The following is a 17,216-nucleotide window of genomic DNA, read 5'->3' on the forward strand; positions in this document are numbered from 1 at the left end:
ACGCAATGACCAAATCACCCAAGAGGCCGCCCGCCGGTCTCCCCGACAAAGACACCCTCCTCGCCTTTCTGCGCGAGGCCGGATCGGCCGAGAAGACCGATATCGCCCGCCACTTCGGCCTGAAGGGCGGCGATCGCCGGGCCCTGCGCGAAATGATCCGCGAGCTGGAGGCTGAGGGCCGGCTGGGCAAACGCGGCCGCAAGGGTTTCTCAGAAGCCGGCGCCCTGCCCCCCGTCGGCGTCGCCGACGTGATCGAACGCGACGGCGACGGCGAACTTTACGTCCGCCTGGTCGAGGCCGGCGCCGATGCGCCCCGCGCCCTGTTGATGCCTGACAAGGCAAAGCCCGGTCCCGCGCCCGGCCTGGGCGACCGGCTGCTGGTCAAGTTCCAGCGCGGCGACGACGGCTGGGAGGCGCGGTTGATCAAACGGCTGGACGCGGGGACGAACCGTGTCCTGGGCGTCATCCGCAAGTCGGCGCGCGAGACCCGCGTCGAGCCCGTCGACCGCCGCTCCAAGGACGTGCTGCTGGTGCCCCAGGCCCAGTCCGGCGATCTGCGCGACGGCGACCTGGTCCTGGCCGCTATCGAAAAGGGCGACCAGCGCTATGGGCCCAAGCGCGGCAAGATCCTGGAACATATCGGCAAGGAGGACGACCCCCGCGCCGCCTCCCTGATCGCCATCCACGCCCATGGCGTGCCGACCGGCTTCTCCGAGGCGGTGGAGCGCGAGGCCGAGGATCAGGAACTGCCGACGCTGAAGGGGCGCGAAGACCTGCGCGAGGTTCCCTTCATCACCATCGACCCCGCCGATGCGCGCGACCACGACGACGCCGTCTATGCGGCCCGCGACGAAGATCCGAAGAACCCCGGCGGCTGGATCGTTTGGGTCGCCATCGCCGACGTCGCCGCCTATGTCCGGCCGGGCAGCCAGCTGGACCGAGAGGCGCGCGACAAGGGCAACTCCACCTACTTCCCCGACCGGGTCGAACCCATGCTGCCCGAGGTGCTGTCGAACGGCCTGTGCAGCCTGAAGGAAGGCGAGAACCGCGCCTGTCTGGCGGTGCGGATGGTCTTCGACAAGGACGGCCGCAAGACCGGCCACAAGTTCGTGCGCGGCTTGATGCGGTCGCACGCCAAACTCAGCTACGAACAGGCCCAGTCCGCCATCGACGGCCAGACCGACGACGTCACCGGCCCGATCATGGAGACCATCCTCTATCCGCTGTGGAACGCTTATCACGCCATGCTGAAAGGCCGGCTGAAACGCAGTCCGCTGCAGATCGAGTCCGCCGAACGCCGCATCCGCATGGCGCCCGATGGCGGCATCGCCTCGATTGAGAAGCGCGCCTCTCTGGAGGCGCACCGGCTGATCGAGGAGATGATGATCCAGGCCAACGTCTGCGCCGCCGAGACCCTGGAGCAGAAGAATACGCCCCTGATCTATCGCGTCCACGACGCCCCCAGTCAGGAGAAGATCTTCAACCTGGCCGACTTCCTCTCGACCATCGGCAAGCCGTGGAACAAGGGCGAGCCGGGCACCACCAAGCGGTTCAACAAGTTGCTGGACGAGACCCGCGACGGCGAATACGCCGATGTGGTCAACGAAATGGTTCTGCGCACCCAGATGCAGGCCATCTATTCGCCGGACAATGTCGGCCACTTCGGCCTGAACCTGGACCGCTACGCCCACTTCACCTCGCCGATCCGGCGTTACTCCGACCTGATCGTCCACCGCGGCCTGATCCGGGCGCTTAACCTCGGCAAGGACGGGCTGAGCGACCGCGAGATCGCCGAACTGCCGGCCATCGCCGAGGGCGTGACCATGACCGAGCGCCGGTCCATGGCGGCCGAGCGGGACGCCATGGACCGCTATATCGCCGCCTTCCTGGAGGACCGCGTCGGCGCGACCTTCACCGGACGGATCACCGGCGTGACCCGCTTCGGCCTGTTCATCCGCCTCGACGAGACCGGCGCCGACGGCCTGGTTCCCGTCTCCACCCTGGGCGGCGAGTATTTCGCACATGACGACCGCGCCCACGCCCTGGTCGGCGAACGCACCGGCAAGCGCTTCACCCTGGGCCGGATGGTCGAGGTCAGGCTGGTGGAGGCCACCCCCGTCACCGGCGGACTGGTGTTCGAAATGCTCAGCGAACCGGAGCCGCGCGATCCCAACGCCCCGCCCCCTCGCTACGGCGTCCGGGGACGAGGCGGCGACGGCCCGCCGATGCGCGGCAAGAACCGGCCTGGCGGCCCCAAGCCCCGCAACGGCTCCAAACCTTCGGGCGGGCTGAAGGGCGTGCGCAAAGGCAAGCGCAGGTGACCCCCTTCGACGCCGCGCAGGACCTGACCGACGCGCCTCGCGTCGGCGGCGCCCAACGCCCCAAGGACGCGGCGACATTGATCGTGACACGGGGCGGGTCGCGGCCTGAGGTGCTGATGGGGCGGCGGGCGCCGGGCCATGTCTTCATGGCGTCGAAGTGGGTGTTTCCCGGTGGGCGGATCGACCGGGCGGATTTCACCGCCGCCTCGACCGGCGCCTTGGCGTCAGACGTCGCGCGTCGGCTGGAGGCCGAGGTTCCCGCCCGCCGCGCCCGCGCCCTGGCCCTGACGGCGATCCGCGAGACCTTCGAGGAGACCGGGTTGATCCTGGGGCGCGCCGCGCCCTCCGCCAGCGTCGCTGGACCGTGGCGCGAATACCGCCAAGCGGGCGCCCTGCCCGATCTTTCGGTCCTGTCCTACATCGCCCGCGCCGTTACGCCGCCCGGCCGCACGCGCCGGTTCGACGCTCGTTTTTTCATGGCCCCAGCCGAGGCCCTGCTGACGCCCGAGCCGACCGCAGGGTCGGGCGAGTTGGACGAAATCGCCTGGCTTCCCCTGCAAGACGCTCGCGCCCTTGATCTGCCCGCCATCACCCGCTTCGTGCTGGGCGAACTGGCCGAGCGGCTTGGCCAGGATCGAACCAGCCCCGACCGCCCCCTCCCCTTCGTCCGCATGGTGCGCGGCCGCCACATCGTCGATCACAGGGATTGACAATGCCCAGCGCCATCACCCTGCGCCTGACCACAGCAGACCCGGTCCCAGGCGTCGCTTACAGCCTGCAGGACAAGGCCAATGCGCCGGTCGATCCTCGCATCGCCGGCGATGGTCCGATCAGTTTCGACGTCCCCGTGACCCTGTCTGACGACGGGCGGCTGACCGGCCCCTTCGTTCGACGCGAGGGACCGTTGCGCCGCTTCATCTATATCGCCATCGGCACATCGGCTGGACAGCACGGCGAATGGAGCCGTCGCGCCAAGATCGATGTCCACGACATTCCCGCCGCCCTTCTGGCCCAGGCCCGCGCCGGTCAGACGCTTGAGGTGATTCTGCCCGGCCGTGCCCGCGACGGCGGCCCCGCCTGCGCGACTGTGCGGCCTCTTCAGCCGTGGACGGCCGTCTGAGATTGGGCCGTTGACTTTGGATCGAGTCTGAGTATGTTCCGCGCCTCTTATTTTAAGCGGCTTTCGCCGTCGCAGAGGTAATTCCGATGGCCAAACCGGCTTCCATCAAGATCCGCCTGAACTCCACGGCCGACACCGGCTTCTTCTACGTCACCAAGAAGAACGCTCGCACCATGACCGAAAAGATGGTCGTCAAGAAGTACGACCCGGTCGTGCGCAAGCACGTCGAGTTCAAGGAAGGCAAGATCAAGTAACGCCTTGATCCGCTGACAAAGGAAAACGCCCGGCTGGTCGCAGCCGGGCGTTTTTCGTTGCGGCTACGCCGGTGCGACGTCAGACCGCGCGCGCGACGACCTTGTTGCGGCCGCCGGCCTTGGCTTCATAAACGCCTTCATCGGCCCGCTTCAGCAGGGCCTCAGGCGTGTCCCCGGCGCCGGTGGTCGCGGCGACGCCGATCGACAGGGTGATGGTCAAAAACTCCTCGCCGCCCATCACGCGGAACGGCGCTGCGGCGATGTCGCGGCGAATACGCTCGGCCACCATGCGGGCGTCCTCCAGACCCGCGCCCGGCATGACCACCACGAATTCCTCCCCGCCCATACGGCAGGGCAGGTCCACGGCGCGCACATTGGTGGCGAGCCGGACCGCAAACTCGGCCAGAACCTCATCGCCGGCGTCGTGGCCGAAACCGTCGTTGACCGCCTTGAAGTGGTCGATATCCAAGACCAGCACAGCCACCGGCGAGCCGCCGTGTGTGGCGCGCCCCACCAGGGCCTGCAGCTGGCCGGCCATGTAGCGCCGATTGTGCAGGCCCGTCAGAGAGTCGGTGACGGCCATTTCCAGACTGCTGTCCAGCTTCTGGCGCAGGAAGTCCGTATAGCGTTTGCGCCGGATCTGGGTGCGGACACGGGCGGAAAGCTCCTCGGTGTCGATCGGACGCGGCAGAATGTCGGTAGCCCCCAACTCCAGCGCCTTGACCATCCGCGGTCGCTCGCTGGGCTCCACGATCGCGAGGACCGGCGCGCGCCGCGCGTCGCCGGATTTCAGCATGGCCACGACCCTTAATCCGTCGAAACTCTGGGCCGCCACATTGACGATGATCAGATCCAGCGGCCCCTTGGCCGCCGCAAGCGCCGCCTGGGGATCGGTCTCCACCACCACGCGGTGTTCGCGGCCCAGTTCGGCAGCGACCGCTGCGGCCTGGCTTTCGTCGTCATCGACGATCAGAACCCGGCCGCCTTCGGTTCTGAGACGCGCTGCGGCGCCGTCGCCCACGCCCATGCGGCGGCTGCTTTCCTCGCGCTCGCGCAGTTCGTCCATCACCTGCTTCAGCCGCGTCAGCGACTTGACCCGCGCCAGCAGCACCACATCGTCGATCGGCTTGGTCAGAAAGTCGTCGGCCTCGGCCTCCAGGCCGCGAATACGGTCGGCTCGTCCGTCCAGAGCCGTCACCAGCACCACCGGAATGTGCCGCGTCTCAGCTCGCGCCTTCAACCGCCGACAAGTCTCGAAACCGTCCATGCCAGGCATCATGACGTCCAGCAGGATCAGGTCCGGCTGCTCTTTCGCCGCCAGGGTCAAGGCCGTCTGACCGTCGTGGCAGGTCAGCACGTCATAATATTCGATGGTCAGCTTGGCCTCGAGCAGACGCACATTCACGTCTACGTCGTCGACGACCAGAATTCGCGCGCTCATCCCAGATGCTGCCGAATGGTCTGGAGGAAGTGCATGACCGAGATCGGCTTGGAGATATAGGCCTCGCAACCGCCCTGACGAATCCGCTCCTCATCGCCCTTCATGGCGAAGGCGGTCACGGCGATGACGGGAATATGGTTCAGCTCCTCGTCGTCCTTCAGCCATTTGGTGACTTCGAGACCCGAAATTTCAGGCAGTTGAATATCCATCAGGATCAGGTCCGGATGGTGCGCGCGCGCCAGGGCCAAGGCCTGCAGCCCCTCTCGGGTCTGCAAGGTCTCGTAGCCCTGGGAATCGAGCAGATCATGAAAAAGCTTCATGTTCAGCTCGTTATCCTCGACGATGAGGACTTTCTTGGACATCATCACCTGACCTGGGTCGCCGGCGAATTGGCGACGCCGCGTTGAACGTCATACTGCCTGCCCAGTCTTAAGTTGGGGTGAAGCCAAGGTTACGGAGACCTTAAGCGTGGCCATAAAGGCCGTCTGCCGCGACTGTCTGTGGACCGGAACCGACCCCGCCGGGCCGCCGGATCGGCGCTGCCCGTCGTGCGGATCGCGCCGCATCGTCGCCCACACGGAACTGGATCGGTTGACGATCGCGCACATGGACTGCGACGCCTTCTACGCCTCGGTCGAAAAGCGCGATCGGCCCGAGCTTCGCGACCGGCCGGTGATCGTCGGCGGGGGAAAGCGCGGCGTGGTTTCGACCGCCTGCTATGTCGCCCGCCAATATGGCGTCGGCAGCGCCATGCCGATGTTCAAGGCCCTGAAGGCCTGTCCCGAGGCCGTGGTGATCAAGCCGGACTTCGCCAAATACGTCTTTGAGTCAGATCGCATCCTGGGCGCCCTGGGCCGGCTGACGCCCCTGATCCAGCCGCTGTCGCTGGACGAGGCCTGGGTCGATCTGTCGGGCACGGAGCGACTGAACGGCGGGCCTGCGGCCTTTCAGTTGATCCGGTTCCAGAAGCAGATCGAGCAAGAGACCGGCCTGACCGTCTCGATCGGCCTGGCGCCCAATCGCTTCCTTGCGAAAATGGCCTCGGAGATGGACAAGCCGCGCGGCTTTTCCGTGATCGGCGCAGGGGATGCCCAGGCCCTGCTGGCGCCCCGCTCCGTCACCGCCCTGCCCGGCGTGGGCCCGGTGTTCGGCAAGGCGCTGCGCAGCGACGGCTACGCCACCATCGGCGATCTGGCGCGCGCCGACGTCCGCGATCTGGTCAAACGCTATGGCGAGTCCGGCCTACGTCTTTACGACCTGGCCCACGCGCGGGACGCTCGGGCCGTGAACCCGGAGCGGGACCGCAAGGGCATGAGCGCCGAAACCACCTTCAGCGAGGACCTCAGCACGGCCGAGGCCCTGGAGGCAGAGCTCTGGCCCCTGTGCGAGAAACTGGCGTCAAAGGCGCGGCGCGACGGCGTCGCCAGCCGCGTCCTGGTGCTGAAACTGCGCCGCACCGACTTCAAGATCGTCACCCGGCGGATCAGCCTGGCCGAACCGGTCCAGACCGCCCGCGCCCTGTTCGCCGCCGGTCGCGATCTGCTGCGACCGGAACTGGGGCCGCCCTATCGGCTGATCGGTATCGGCATGGCGGATATTCAGGATGCGGAAGACGCGCCTGTCGGTCTGTTCCAAAGCGCCGAGACCCGCCTCCTGAAGACCGAACGGGCCATCGACCGGCTGCGGGAAAAGTTCGGCAAGGACGCCGTGGTGGCGGGTCGGGCGCTTAAGACCTAAGAGGGCGCATGGACCTCGCCAAACGCGCCTTCGACCACGGGTTCCGCCTGGACCCGATCGTCCGCAGCCTGCTGGACACCGATTTCTACAAGTTGCTGATGTTGCAGATGATCTGGCGTGAACATCGCGACACGCCCGTGGTCTTCCAGGTCATCAACCGCACCCGGTCGGTCCGTATAGCGGACGAGATCGACGTCGCTGCACTGCGCGACCAGCTGGACCACGCCCGCACATTGCGCTTCACCAACAAGGAGTTGGTCTGGCTGGCGGGCAACAGCTTCTATGGCGTGAAGCAGATCTTCTCGCCGGACTTCATCGCCTGGCTGACCGACTACCGCCTGCCCGACTACGACCTGTCGGTTCAGGACGGCCAATATGTCCTGACCTTCTCCGGCGCCTGGGCCGAGGTCACCCTGTGGGAAATCCCCGCCCTGGCCATCCTCAATGAACTGCGCTGCCGCACAGGGCTGCGTCGGCTGGGACGGTTCGAACTGGACGTCCTCTATTCCCGGGCCAAGACCCGGCTGTGGTCCAAGGTCGAGCGGCTGCGCGCCCTGCCCGGCCTGGCTCTCTCCGACTTCGGCACCCGTCGTCGTCACGGCTTTTTGTGGCAGCGCTGGTGCATTCAGGCCCTGAAGGAAGGCCTGGGCGGGTCCTTCATCGGCACCTCCAATGTGCTCCACGCCATGGAGAACGATCTTGAGGCCATCGGCACCAATGGCCACGAACTGCCGATGGTCCTGGCCGCCCTGGCCCCCGACGACGCCAGCCTGGCCCAGACGCCCTATGCGGTGCTGGACGAGTGGCGGCGGCACTACGGCGGCAATCTGCTGGTCGTCCTGCCCGACGCCTTCGGCACCGAGGCCTTTCTGGACAAGGCTCCCGACTGGGTCGCCGACTGGACCGGCTTCCGCCCCGACTCGGCCCCGCCGATCCCGGCGGGCGAACGGCTGATCGACTGGTGGCGCGAACGGGGCCGCGATCCGCGCGAGAAGCTGCTGATCTTCTCCGACGGCATGGACATCGACGGTATCGAAGCGGCCCACGCCCATTTCCATGGCCGCACCCGGCTCAGCTTCGGCTGGGGCACTAATCTGACCAATGACTTCCGCGAGTGTTCGCCCGCCTTCGCCCCCGAGCTTGAGCCTATCTCCCTGGTCTGCAAGGTGGTCGAGGCCGGGGGGCGCCCCGCCGTCAAACTGTCGGACAATCCGGAAAAGGCCGTGGGCGATCCGGCCGAAATCCAACGCTATCGCCGCGTCTTCGGCGAGCGCGGCCTGACCGCTCGACCCGTTGCGGTCTGAAACCCGGCCTTAAGCCCGATCCGCGATAAGGGCGACATGAACGCCTTCGTCGATAAGATGCGCCGCCGCGCCGGCCGTTATCTGGATGTCCGCCCCGTGACCATCCGGTCCCCGCGAGGCGTGCTGAGCCTGTCGTTCGACGACATCCCCGCCTCCGCCTGGCTGGAGGCCGGGCCGGTGCTGGCCCAGCACGGGGTGAAGGCCACCTATTATGTCTGCGGCGGTTTGGCGGGCGGGCGCAATCTGGATCTGCCGCAGTTCGAGACCGCACACCTTCAGGCCCTGCACGCGGCGGGGCACGAGGTCGGCTGCCACACCTATGAACACGTCTCGACCCTGCGCCTGTCGCCAGCCGAACTGGACGCCAGCCTGGCCCGCAACGCCGCCTGGGTGTCGGAACGGCTGGACGGCTATCGGATGCAGACCTTCGCCTATCCGTTCGGCGACTGCGCCCTGGGGTCCAAGGCGGTGATTGAGCGGCGCTTCCTGTGCGGCCGAGGCGTGCGCGACGGGATCAACACCGGCCGCGTGGATCGCAATCTGGTGCAGGCCATCGGCCTGGAGAGTCGTCGCCTGCCCGGCTATGATCTGGAACAGCTTGTCGCAGACACGGCGGGCTCTAGAGGCTGGCTGATCGCCTACGGCCACGACGTCAGCGACGCGCCCACCCCCTATGGCTGCCGCCCGGAAGACATCGACCGGCTGATCGGACTAGCCAAGGCCGCCGGGCTGGACATTCAACCCGTGGCCTCAGCCTGGGGCCGCGTCACCGGCTGAAACAGCTTAGAAAACGCCCACGGCGCCCTCGGCCCAAATCAGCAGAACCGCCAGGACCACCGCGGCGCAGACGGCCAGAGCCAAAGAACGACGTTTGATCAAAGCCAGCGTCAGTTTGATCAAGACGCCCGCTCCGACCAGCAAGACGCCCGCGAACAGGAAGTCCGACGCCGTCCAGGCGACCTCGCGAGTGAACTGCATGGCCACCAGCGGCGCCGATAGGGCCAAGGCCACAAGGCCCAACCGACCAAACGCAGAGGATGCGTCCCGCCCGCACGCTTCGCCGCCATCGACATGCCGTCGCTCCAATCCGAAAATGTCAGCACACTAATCGATAATCGGGCTATCGAACATCGCCGGCTCTCAGACGAGGGCGACGGCCTTGCGCCGGTCCGCCCAGGCGATCAGTTCCTTCCTCGGCCAGACCATCAGCCATGACCGCGCGGTGTATTCACCGCTGTCGATCAACGCCTTTCGCGACGCAGAGGCTGTTGCCGCCCGCTGCGTGTGGATCTCGCCCGGCCCTTGATGCACCATAAAGGCCCCGCCCTTCAGCGGGTTCAGCCGCAGGTGCGCCAGGCGGGGGCTGATCTCGGTCAGGGGCGGGTCGTAGAACCAGCTGGAGCCGATCATCCCCGCCAGCTCCGGTCGCGTCCGACAGATTTCCGCCGCCGTGGCCCAGGCGTCGTTCCAACCCTCCTCGTTGAAGCCGCGCAGCCAGCGGCTCTCGGTATGGACCTCCAGCCAGGGCTCGCGTTTGGCGCCCGCCTTCAGATAGCGGAACAGCGGGCCGAAGCCCCAGCCGTCGCGCACATGTTTGATGATCTGTCCCGGCCCCACCGGCGAACTCAGGTCGATGACCTGGCTCTTGGCCGCCGGCACGCTGAGCGCCAGGCTGAAGCGAACATCCTTGGCCCAGTGGTCGAAGTCGTAATCGCCCTCCGCCTGGGTCAGGAAGGCCGCCAGCTGTTCGATCCAATAGGGATAGAGGGACAGCACTTCGGGCGGCAGAGCCAGGGTCGCGACCCGATCCGGCAAGCGCAGGGCCCAACTGGCGATGAGGCCGCGTCGAACCGCGTCAGAGGCGGATGCGCCCAGAACGGCGTCCACCGCCCTGGCTGGCATTTCGAAATCCCAGTGGGGCGCGGCCTCTGCGGCCTTGGCGCCGGCGGGCTCCATGGCTGCATCAACGTGCGCCCAGTCCGACGGCGAAAGGCGCGCCAACACGGCCTGAAAGGCGGCGACGTCAGAGGTCAGGTGCAGATCCATGAGCGCCATTCTGGCATATGGCGATTGGCGAAGGCTTAAGACGCCGGACGGGTGACGCCGCCCTTGCGCCGCGCTAAACCGCCGACCAGATCAAGGAGCCCCCATGACCATCGAATCCCGTATCGCCGAACTCGGCATCACCCTGCCGGAACCCGCCAAGGCGGTGGCCAACTATGTGCCCTTCGTCCAGTCGGGCGCGGTCGTCCATATCTCGGGCCAGCTGTCGAACGACGCTTCGGGCGGGATCAAGGGCACGGTCGGCGTGGACGTGACGCCGGAACAGGCTGCCGCCGCCGCCCGCCTGTGCGGGATCAATCTGCTGGCCCAGATCAAGGCCGCCTGCGACGGCGACCTGTCCAGGGTCGTGCGGATCGTGAAGCTGGGTGGGTTCGTCCAGGCGGGACCGGAATTCGAGGCCATTCCCGCCGTCATCAACGGCTGCTCGGACCTGATGGTCGAGGTGTTCGGCGACGCCGGCCGCCACGCCCGTTCCGCCGTCGGCGTCTACAAGCTGCCGCTGGGCTTCGCCGTCGAGGTGGACGCCGTCGTGGAGATCCGTTGACCTTCACACTGACGGTTCATGACGGGATCGCCGACATCGGCCGCGAGGCCTGGGACGCCTGCGCGCGTCCGACCGGCGATCCCTTCGTCTCCTACGATTTTCTGCACGCCTGCGAGGCGTCCGGCAGCGCCGCCCCGCACCAGGGCTGGGCGCCGCGCCACCTGGCCCTGCGTGACGAGGATGACGCCGTCCTGGGCGTCATGCCCCTCTATCTGAAGGGCCACAGCCAGGGCGAATATGTCTTCGACCACAGCTGGGCCGACGCCTATGAGCGCGCCGGCGGTCGCTATTACCCCAAGCTGCTGGGCGCCGTGCCCTTCACCCCGGCGACCGGCCCACGCTTCCTGAACCACCCGGATACGGACGCCGCGACGGTGCGGCAGGCCCTGCTTCAGGGCGCCCTGACCCTGGTCGAGCGGCTGGGCGTCTCGTCCCTGCACGTCAACTTCCCAACCGAGACGGAATGGACGGATATGGCCCAGGCTGGCCTGCTGCTCCGCCAGGACATCCAGTTCATCTGGCGCAATGACGGCTATCAGACCTTCGACGACTTCCTGGCCGCCCTGTCGGCCAACCGTCGCAAGACCATCCGCCGCGAACGCCGCGACGCCCAGGCCGGTCTGGACATCCGCATCCTGACGGGCGCCGACATCGCCGAGGCCCACTGGGACGCCTTCTTCGCCTTCTACATGGACACGGGCGACCGGAAATGGGGGCGACCCTATCTGACCCGGGACTTCTTTAGCCGCGTGGGCGCGACCATGGCGGACCGGATCGCCCTCGTCATGGCCTTCCGAGACGAAAAGCCCATCGCCGGCGCTCTCAACTTCATCGGCCGCGACGCCCTGTACGGCCGCCAATGGGGTGCGCTGGAAGACGTGCCCTTCCTCCATTTCGAGCTCTGCTATTATCAGGCGATCGAGTTCGCCATCGCGCACGGCCTGTCCCGCGTCGAGGCGGGCGCCCAGGGCGAGCACAAGATCGCGCGGGGCTATCTGCCCTCTCCCGTCTATTCCGCCCATTTCATCGCCGATCCGGCGCTTTGCGATCCAGTGGCCGACTATCTTCGCCGCGAAGGCCCAGCCGTCGAGGCCCAACGGCTGGAGATGACTGAGGAACTGTCGCCCTTCAAAAAAGAAAACTGACCCTCTCCCGCTTGCGGGAGAGGTGGCCCGTCGTTCGCGAAGCGAACCAGGGTCGGAGAGGGGAGTCTTGTTTGGCTGGAAGAAGACTTCCCCCATCGTCAGCCGTCTCGCTACGCTCGACGAGCTGACACTTCCCCCGCAAGCGGGGGAAGGTCCACCTAGGCCGGCCTCTGCGCCCACAGATGGTACATGCCGGCGAACAGCCGGGGTTGGCGCGTCTCCAACTGATCCCATAGCTGCAAATCCAGCGGGTCGGCGCGCCCGAAGGCCGTCGCAAAGGCCGCTTTCGCCTCCGCCGACGCCTCGAACCCGACCAGCCTCAAACCCGCCCCGGCGATCAGTTCGCCGAGCAGGGGCGGCGTGTAGCGATGCTCCTGCACATGGAACACCAGATCGCGGCAGCCGCTGAGGCTGTAGAAGTCCGCGCTCTCCCTCAGCGCCGCCAGAGGCTCGCCCTCCGGCAAGGCCAGAACATGGGCGCGGAACGCCCGGATGTCCGTCTCAACCGGCGTCCAGGCCCGCTCCCGGATCAGATCATGCGCCGCCCGCACCACCGCCCGCGCCCGCTCGCTGTAGAGCCCCAGCCGCACCGCGCCTCCGGGCCGCAGAACGCCCGCCAGCCGCGCCAGCCCGTCCTCCGGTCGCGCCATATGGTGGATCACCCCGGTGCTGGTTATGACGTCGAACCGCGCCTGAACCTGGTCCAGCTTCAGGATGTCGCCCTGAACAAACCGGATCTGCGTCAGACCCAGGTCCTCGGCCACCCTCATGCCGTGGGCCAGGCTGGCGCGGCTCAGGTCCATGGCGGTGATCGCCAGCGAAGGGTCCATCCGCGCCAGGTCGATGGGCTCGAAGCCCGTGCCGCATCCGGCGATCAGCATCGTCTCCACACGATCGCCGAAGGCTTTACGATCCAACCCCGGCAAGACTGAAACGACTTCACGAAGCGGTCGAGGTCGAGGCGAAGGCGGCGCCGACCAGCGCGGATAAGGATTGGCTTCGTACTGATCCTTGACCGCTTCGGAGACGGCGTCTCCACCGTGGGGCGTGAAAGCGGGAACCGTCCGGGCCAGATCCCGCTCGCGCGCCGGTTCGTCAACGGCGCGGCGGATCAGTTGAGCCTGGATCTCGCCCTCGCCCAGGGCGGACAGGTCTGCCGGGGCCGGCGGCCTGTACAAGATAGCCGCCGCCCCCTCGGCCTGCCGCGCCGACGCGACATATTCGGACGCGAACCCGCTGACGCCCAAGGCGGCGATCAGAACGCCTATCGCGGGGTCCGGCCTGTCCCCCTCCGTCAGCATCTCCACCAGGGCGTCGCGCACGGTCTCCAGTCGGGTCTCCATGGCCGGGCTGACGTTCACGCACCGTGTCAGGAAGGCCAGCCACAGCGGATCGCGGCCCATGTCCGACAGCATCGACGCCGATCCATCGAACTGCGCCTGCTTCAGCAACAGGGTCTCGGCGGTCACCCGCGCCAGCGTCTGGGGATCGACGGTGGGAGAGGCCAGGCACGTCTGCAGGTCGCGATCCAGTACGGCGTTCCACGCATTGGGCGTCAGGCCCGCCAGCAGACGCGCGAAATCCGGCGCGATCCGCCGCCGCAGCACGTCATCCCCGACAGTCGTAGCGCGGCTGAGCAGTTGGGTCGCCGTTCCGGGATCGCCGTGCTCGGCCAGGAACAGACCCAGACCCGCCAGTCCGGGAGCGAAATCCGGCGCCGTTTTCAGACAGGCCTTGTAGGCCGCGAAGGCGCCGTGCAGGTCCCCGTCCGCCAGCCGCCGCTCGGCCTGGGCGAGCAAGGCCGCCGCCTCTTCGATCTGTTCAACCTGCCCCATCGACCCAGTATGCCGCCGCCGTGCGCGCCGCGCATGAAAAAAGGCCCGGGCGGAGACGCCCGGGCCTTCTACTCGTCGTGGGTCAGGCCCGATCAGGCCGTCTCTTCTTCCTCCGACTTCGCCGGAACGCCGCCGGCGCTCTTGATGTCGAAGTCGATCTTGCCGTCCTTCAGCTGGACCTTGACGTGTCCGCCGCGCGTCAGACGCCCGAACAGGATGTCGTCGGCCAGCGGCTTCTTGATCGAATCCTGGATGACCCGCGCCAGCGGACGCGCGCCGTACAGTTCGTCGAAGCCGTTCTTGGCCAGCCAGTCGGCCGCCTCGTCGGTCAGTTCGATGGTGATGTTGCGGTCCGCCAACTGGGCTTCCAGCTGAAGGATGAACTTGGTCACCACCGAGCGGATCGTGTCGGCCTGCAGCGGCTTGAAGGCCACGATGGCGTCCAGGCGGTTCCTGAACTCCGGCGCGAACAGACGCTGGATGGCCTTTTCGTCCTCGCCCTCGACCTTGCCGCGGCCGAAGCCGATGGAGGCGCGGGCGTTGTCGGCGGCGCCGGCGTTGGTGGTCATGATCAGGATGACGTTCCTGAAGTCCACCTTCTTGCCGACCGCGTCGGTCAACAAGCCGTTGTCCATCACCTGCAGCAGGATGTTGTAGACGTCCGGGTGCGCCTTCTCGATCTCGTCCAGCAGCACCACCGAATGGGGATGCTGATCGACGGCGTCGGTCAGCAGACCGCCCTGGTCATGGCCGACATAGCCGGGAGGCGCCCCGATCAGGCGGCTGACGGTGTGCCGCTCCATGTACTCGGACATGTCGAAACGCTGCATCTCGATGCCGAGGGTGGAGGCCAGCTGACGCGCCACCTCGGTCTTGCCGACGCCGGTCGGACCGCTGAACAGGAAGCTGCCGATCGGCTTGTTCGGATCACGCAGACCCGCCCGCGCCAGCTTCATCGCCGCCGACACCTGTTCGATCGCCTGCTCCTGCCCGAAGACCACGCGCTTCAGATCGACCTCCAGCTCGCGCAGGCTCTCGGTGTCCGACTTGGACACTGACTTGGCCGGAATGCGGGCCATCTTGGCGATGACGGCCTCGACCTCCTTCTGACCGATGACCTTCTTGCGCTTGGACTCGGTCAGCAGCATCTGCGACGCCCCGGCCTCGTCGATCACGTCGATCGCCTTGTCCGGCAGTTTCCGGTCGGTCATGTAGCGCGCCGACAGCTCGACCGCCGTCCGCACGGCGCTGTCAGTGTAACGAACCTTATGGTGCTGTTCGTAATAGGTTTTCAGACCTTTCAGGATCTTCACCGTATCCTCGACCGTCGGCTCGTTGACGTCGATCTTCTGGAAGCGGCGCACCAGGGCGCGGTCCTTCTCGAAGTGTTGGCGATACTCCTTATAGGTCGTCGATCCCATGCAGCGCAGCGAACCCGAAGCGAGGGCCGGCTTCAGCAGGTTCGACGCATCCATGGCCCCGCCCGAGGTCGCGCCGGCGCCGATCACCGTGTGGATCTCGTCGATGAAGAGCACGGCGTTGTCGTGGTTCTCCAGCTCCTTGACCACCTGTTTCAGCCGCTCTTCGAAATCGCCGCGATAGCGGGTGCCGGCCAGAAGAGCGCCCATGTCCAGCGAATAGATGGTGGCGTCCTTCAGGACGTCGGGCACCTCGCCGTTGACGATCTTGCGCGCCAGGCCTTCGGCGATGGCGGTCTTGCCGACCCCGGGGTCGCCGACCAGCAGCGGATTGTTCTTGGTCCGGCGGCACAGGATCTGGATCGAGCGTTCGACCTCGGCCTGACGGCCGATCAGTGGATCGACCTTGCCCTGGCGCGACTTCTCATTGAGGTCGACGCAATAGGCTTCCAGCGCCTCGCCGCCCTGTTTGACCGCTGACTGGTCTTCGGCCTCCTCAGGCGAGGCGCCCTTGGCGGGACGGGTCTCGCCGGCGCCGGCCTTCTTGGCGATGCCGTGGGCGATGAAGTTGACCGCGTCATAGCGGGTCATGTCCTGCTCTTGCAGGAAGTAGGCGGCGTGGCTCTCGCGCTCCGAGAAGATGGCGACCAGCACGTTTGCGCCGGACACCTCTTCGCGACCCGAGGACTGGACGTGGATGACCGCGCGCTGGATCACGCGCTGGAAGCCCGCCGTCGGCTTGGCGTCCTCGCCGTCCGCCGTGGCGAGGGCGGCTAGATCATTGTCGACATAGAGGTTCAGCGCCGCCTTCAAGGCCGACAGATCGACATTGCACGCCCGCATGACATTGGCGGCGTCCGGGTCGTCGATCAGGGCCAGCAACAGGTGTTCGAGCGTGGCGTATTCGTGCCGGCGCGCATTGGCGTAGCCGACGGCGCGGTGCAGGGTTTCTTCGAGAGGACGGGAAAATGAAGGCATAGGGAGGCTCCTCTCAGTCCTTTTCCATCGTGCATTGCAGCGGGTGCTGGTGGCGGCGCGCGGTTTCGATGACCTGCGCGACCTTGGTCTCGGCGACTTCATAGGTGTAGACGCCGCAGACCCCCACGCCATGCTGATGCACATGCAGCATGATGCGGGTGGCTTCTTCCCGGCTCTTCTGGAAGAATCGTTCCAGGACATAGACGACGAATTCCATCGGCGAATAATCGTCGTTCAGTATGAGCACTCGGTAAAGCGAGGGCTTCTGAAGCTTGGGCTTTGTTTCGGTGACGACGGCGGTTCCTTGTCCGCCGCCTGTTTCACCGGGCCTTTGTATGGGCATTCGTGTTCCGTATCGGGGAGTCGTCTTGTCTATCAGATAGGGAATGATGGCCTGATTTGAAGCGGCGTCCAGTCACGGCTTTCGTGAGCGGAGGCTGACGAAAGATTCACGTGATCCCGCAACCCTTTCGCCACAGGTTGGGACATCCCCAATCAAAGGTCGCCCCCATGTCCGTCGCCCTCGCCGCCGCGCCATTGGCCGCATTGGCGCTGCTCGCCGCCCCCTCGCCGGGCCAGACCCTGCGCGAGTCGGTCATGGCGGCGGACGCCCGGCTCTTTTCCGTCTTCTTCGAAGCGTGCGACCCTGCGACCCTGCGGACGCTCGTTACGGACGATTTCGAATTCTTCGACGACAGGGGCGGTCGGGTGGCGACGGATGCGGACGGTTTCGTGGCCCAGTACGCCGATCGGTGTCAGGACCGCCTTGCGCCGGACGCCTGGCGGTCTCGACGCGAAGCGCTTGCGGACGCGGTGGCGGTCTATCCGATCGAAAACTACGGCGCCGTCGAAACCGGCGAACACGTCTTTTATGAGAGGCGCGGGGACGGCCCCGAAACCCGCGTCGGCCGCGCCCGCTTCACCCAGATGTGGAAGCGCGAGGGCGAGACCTGGAAGCTGGCGCGCGTCTTCAGCTACGACCACACGCCCCTGCCCTGAAGACAAAGAAAAGGCCCCGAGGCGAACCTCGGGGCCTTCGAATGCTTCGATCGCCA

At 66.7% G+C, this 17,216-nt stretch carries 17 protein-coding genes; 10 read left to right on the forward strand and 7 right to left on the reverse strand.

From position 1 onward, the window contains the following. Nucleotides 1-5: 5 nt before the first annotated feature. From rnr to rpmG, 4 genes are all read left to right on the forward strand, one after another. The gene (gene rnr / locus AC07XS_RS02430) at nucleotides 6-2,321 is read left to right on the forward strand and encodes a ribonuclease R (protein ID WP_182713548.1); all 2,316 of its coding nucleotides are present in this window, start codon (nucleotides 6-8) and stop codon (nucleotides 2,319-2,321) included. Beyond that, a complete protein-coding gene (locus tag AC07XS_RS02435; RefSeq protein WP_182713549.1) occupies nucleotides 2,318-3,031 on the forward strand; it encodes an NUDIX hydrolase in 714 nt (237 codons plus the stop codon). Before rnr ends, AC07XS_RS02435 begins: the two co-directional genes overlap by 4 nt. A gap of 2 nt (nucleotides 3,032-3,033) precedes the next feature. After that, on the forward strand, nucleotides 3,034-3,441 hold the full coding sequence (locus tag AC07XS_RS02440; protein ID WP_182713550.1) for a DUF5990 family protein: 408 nt from the start codon (nucleotides 3,034-3,036) through the stop codon (nucleotides 3,439-3,441). A gap of 86 nt (nucleotides 3,442-3,527) precedes the next feature. Next, the gene (gene rpmG / locus AC07XS_RS02445) at nucleotides 3,528-3,695 is read left to right on the forward strand and encodes a 50S ribosomal protein L33 (protein WP_003164451.1); all 168 of its coding nucleotides are present in this window, start codon (nucleotides 3,528-3,530) and stop codon (nucleotides 3,693-3,695) included. Nucleotides 3,696-3,774: 79 nt separating this feature from the next. On the opposite strand, the gene AC07XS_RS02450 is transcribed toward rpmG, so the two are convergent. Both AC07XS_RS02450 and AC07XS_RS02455 read right to left on the reverse strand, forming a co-directional pair. Next, nucleotides 3,775-5,136, reverse strand: coding sequence for a PleD family two-component system response regulator (locus AC07XS_RS02450; RefSeq protein WP_182713551.1), 1,362 nt, complete (start codon nucleotides 5,134-5,136; stop codon nucleotides 3,775-3,777). Then, a complete protein-coding gene (locus tag AC07XS_RS02455) occupies nucleotides 5,133-5,498 on the reverse strand; it encodes a response regulator (protein WP_182713570.1) in 366 nt (121 codons plus the stop codon). Before AC07XS_RS02455 ends, AC07XS_RS02450 begins: the two co-directional genes overlap by 4 nt. Nucleotides 5,499-5,604: 106 nt before the next feature. On the opposite strand from AC07XS_RS02455, the gene AC07XS_RS02460 reads away from it, so the two are divergent. The 3 genes from AC07XS_RS02460 to AC07XS_RS02470 are packed head-to-tail and all read left to right on the forward strand — an operon-like array spanning nucleotide 5,605 to nucleotide 8,954. Further along, the gene (locus AC07XS_RS02460) at nucleotides 5,605-6,873 is read left to right on the forward strand and encodes a DNA polymerase IV (RefSeq protein WP_082382718.1); all 1,269 of its coding nucleotides are present in this window, start codon (nucleotides 5,605-5,607) and stop codon (nucleotides 6,871-6,873) included. Between the two features lie 8 nt (nucleotides 6,874-6,881). After that, the gene (pncB, locus tag AC07XS_RS02465; RefSeq protein WP_054766170.1) at nucleotides 6,882-8,177 is read left to right on the forward strand and encodes a nicotinate phosphoribosyltransferase; all 1,296 of its coding nucleotides are present in this window, start codon (nucleotides 6,882-6,884) and stop codon (nucleotides 8,175-8,177) included. A 36-nt stretch (nucleotides 8,178-8,213) separates the two neighbouring features. After that, the gene (locus AC07XS_RS02470) at nucleotides 8,214-8,954 is read left to right on the forward strand and encodes a polysaccharide deacetylase family protein (RefSeq protein WP_054766171.1); all 741 of its coding nucleotides are present in this window, start codon (nucleotides 8,214-8,216) and stop codon (nucleotides 8,952-8,954) included. Nucleotides 8,955-8,960: 6 nt separating this feature from the next. Here AC07XS_RS02470 and AC07XS_RS02475 read toward each other — a convergent pair whose 3' ends face one another. Together AC07XS_RS02475 and AC07XS_RS02480 are read right to left on the reverse strand one after the other, a co-directional pair. Next, nucleotides 8,961-9,188 carry a hypothetical protein gene (locus AC07XS_RS02475; RefSeq protein WP_494732648.1) on the reverse strand — a complete coding sequence of 76 codons (228 nt, stop codon included), beginning with the start codon at nucleotides 9,186-9,188 and terminating at the stop codon, nucleotides 8,961-8,963. Nucleotides 9,189-9,317: 129 nt separating this feature from the next. Next, complete coding sequence (locus AC07XS_RS02480) at nucleotides 9,318-10,223, reverse strand: hypothetical protein (RefSeq protein WP_054766994.1); 906 nt, start codon at nucleotides 10,221-10,223, stop codon at nucleotides 9,318-9,320. A gap of 103 nt (nucleotides 10,224-10,326) precedes the next feature. On the opposite strand from AC07XS_RS02480, the gene AC07XS_RS02485 reads away from it, so the two are divergent. Both AC07XS_RS02485 and AC07XS_RS02490 read left to right on the forward strand, forming a co-directional pair. Continuing rightward, nucleotides 10,327-10,785, forward strand: a complete 459-nt coding sequence (locus tag AC07XS_RS02485) for a RidA family protein (protein WP_182713552.1) — start codon at nucleotides 10,327-10,329, stop codon at nucleotides 10,783-10,785. Then, nucleotides 10,782-11,930, forward strand: a complete 1,149-nt coding sequence (locus tag AC07XS_RS02490) for a GNAT family N-acetyltransferase (RefSeq protein WP_182713553.1) — start codon at nucleotides 10,782-10,784, stop codon at nucleotides 11,928-11,930. The genes AC07XS_RS02485 and AC07XS_RS02490 overlap by 4 nt, the downstream gene beginning before the upstream one ends. Before the next feature lie 158 nt (nucleotides 11,931-12,088). Here AC07XS_RS02490 and AC07XS_RS02495 read toward each other — a convergent pair whose 3' ends face one another. The 3 genes from AC07XS_RS02495 to clpS all read right to left on the reverse strand — a co-directional run bounded on the left by AC07XS_RS02495 (nucleotide 12,089) and on the right by clpS (nucleotide 16,504). Next, on the reverse strand, nucleotides 12,089-13,765 hold the full coding sequence (locus AC07XS_RS02495; RefSeq protein ID WP_182713554.1) for a class I SAM-dependent methyltransferase: 1,677 nt from the start codon (nucleotides 13,763-13,765) through the stop codon (nucleotides 12,089-12,091). 92 nt (nucleotides 13,766-13,857) lie between these two features. Next, nucleotides 13,858-16,161: an ATP-dependent Clp protease ATP-binding subunit ClpA gene (gene clpA / locus AC07XS_RS02500; protein ID WP_152950651.1), complete on the reverse strand. Its 2,304-nt coding sequence runs from the start codon at nucleotides 16,159-16,161 to the stop codon at nucleotides 13,858-13,860. Nucleotides 16,162-16,174: 13 nt separating this feature from the next. Next, the gene (gene clpS, locus AC07XS_RS02505) at nucleotides 16,175-16,504 is read right to left on the reverse strand and encodes an ATP-dependent Clp protease adapter ClpS (RefSeq protein WP_054766176.1); all 330 of its coding nucleotides are present in this window, start codon (nucleotides 16,502-16,504) and stop codon (nucleotides 16,175-16,177) included. Nucleotides 16,505-16,671: 167 nt separating this feature from the next. On the opposite strand from clpS, the gene AC07XS_RS02510 reads away from it, so the two are divergent. Continuing rightward, nucleotides 16,672-17,160, forward strand: a complete 489-nt coding sequence (locus AC07XS_RS02510) for a nuclear transport factor 2 family protein (protein WP_054766177.1) — start codon at nucleotides 16,672-16,674, stop codon at nucleotides 17,158-17,160. The last annotated feature ends 56 nt before the right edge of the window (nucleotides 17,161-17,216 follow it).

The organism is Brevundimonas sp. GW456-12-10-14-LB3 (assembly GCF_059424365.1).

Coding starts and splice junctions, on each gene's coding strand:
- AC07XS_RS02480 (WP_054766994.1), bottom strand. CDS start 10,223: ATGGATCTGCACCTGACCTCTGACGTCGCCGCCTTTCAGGCCGTGTTG.
- rnr (WP_182713548.1), top strand. CDS start 6: ATGACCAAATCACCCAAGAGGCCGCCCGCCGGTCTCCCCGACAAAGAC.
- pncB (WP_054766170.1), top strand. CDS start 6,882: ATGGACCTCGCCAAACGCGCCTTCGACCACGGGTTCCGCCTGGACCCG.
- clpS (WP_054766176.1), bottom strand. CDS start 16,504: ATGCCCATACAAAGGCCCGGTGAAACAGGCGGCGGACAAGGAACCGCC.
- AC07XS_RS02510 (WP_054766177.1), top strand. CDS start 16,672: ATGTCCGTCGCCCTCGCCGCCGCGCCATTGGCCGCATTGGCGCTGCTC.
- AC07XS_RS02485 (WP_182713552.1), top strand. CDS start 10,327: ATGACCATCGAATCCCGTATCGCCGAACTCGGCATCACCCTGCCGGAA.
- rpmG (WP_003164451.1), top strand. CDS start 3,528: ATGGCCAAACCGGCTTCCATCAAGATCCGCCTGAACTCCACGGCCGAC.
- AC07XS_RS02455 (WP_182713570.1), bottom strand. CDS start 5,498: ATGTCCAAGAAAGTCCTCATCGTCGAGGATAACGAGCTGAACATGAAG.
- AC07XS_RS02470 (WP_054766171.1), top strand. CDS start 8,214: ATGAACGCCTTCGTCGATAAGATGCGCCGCCGCGCCGGCCGTTATCTG.
- AC07XS_RS02440 (WP_182713550.1), top strand. CDS start 3,034: ATGCCCAGCGCCATCACCCTGCGCCTGACCACAGCAGACCCGGTCCCA.
- AC07XS_RS02450 (WP_182713551.1), bottom strand. CDS start 5,136: ATGAGCGCGCGAATTCTGGTCGTCGACGACGTAGACGTGAATGTGCGT.
- AC07XS_RS02495 (WP_182713554.1), bottom strand. CDS start 13,765: ATGGGGCAGGTTGAACAGATCGAAGAGGCGGCGGCCTTGCTCGCCCAG.
- clpA (WP_152950651.1), bottom strand. CDS start 16,161: ATGCCTTCATTTTCCCGTCCTCTCGAAGAAACCCTGCACCGCGCCGTC.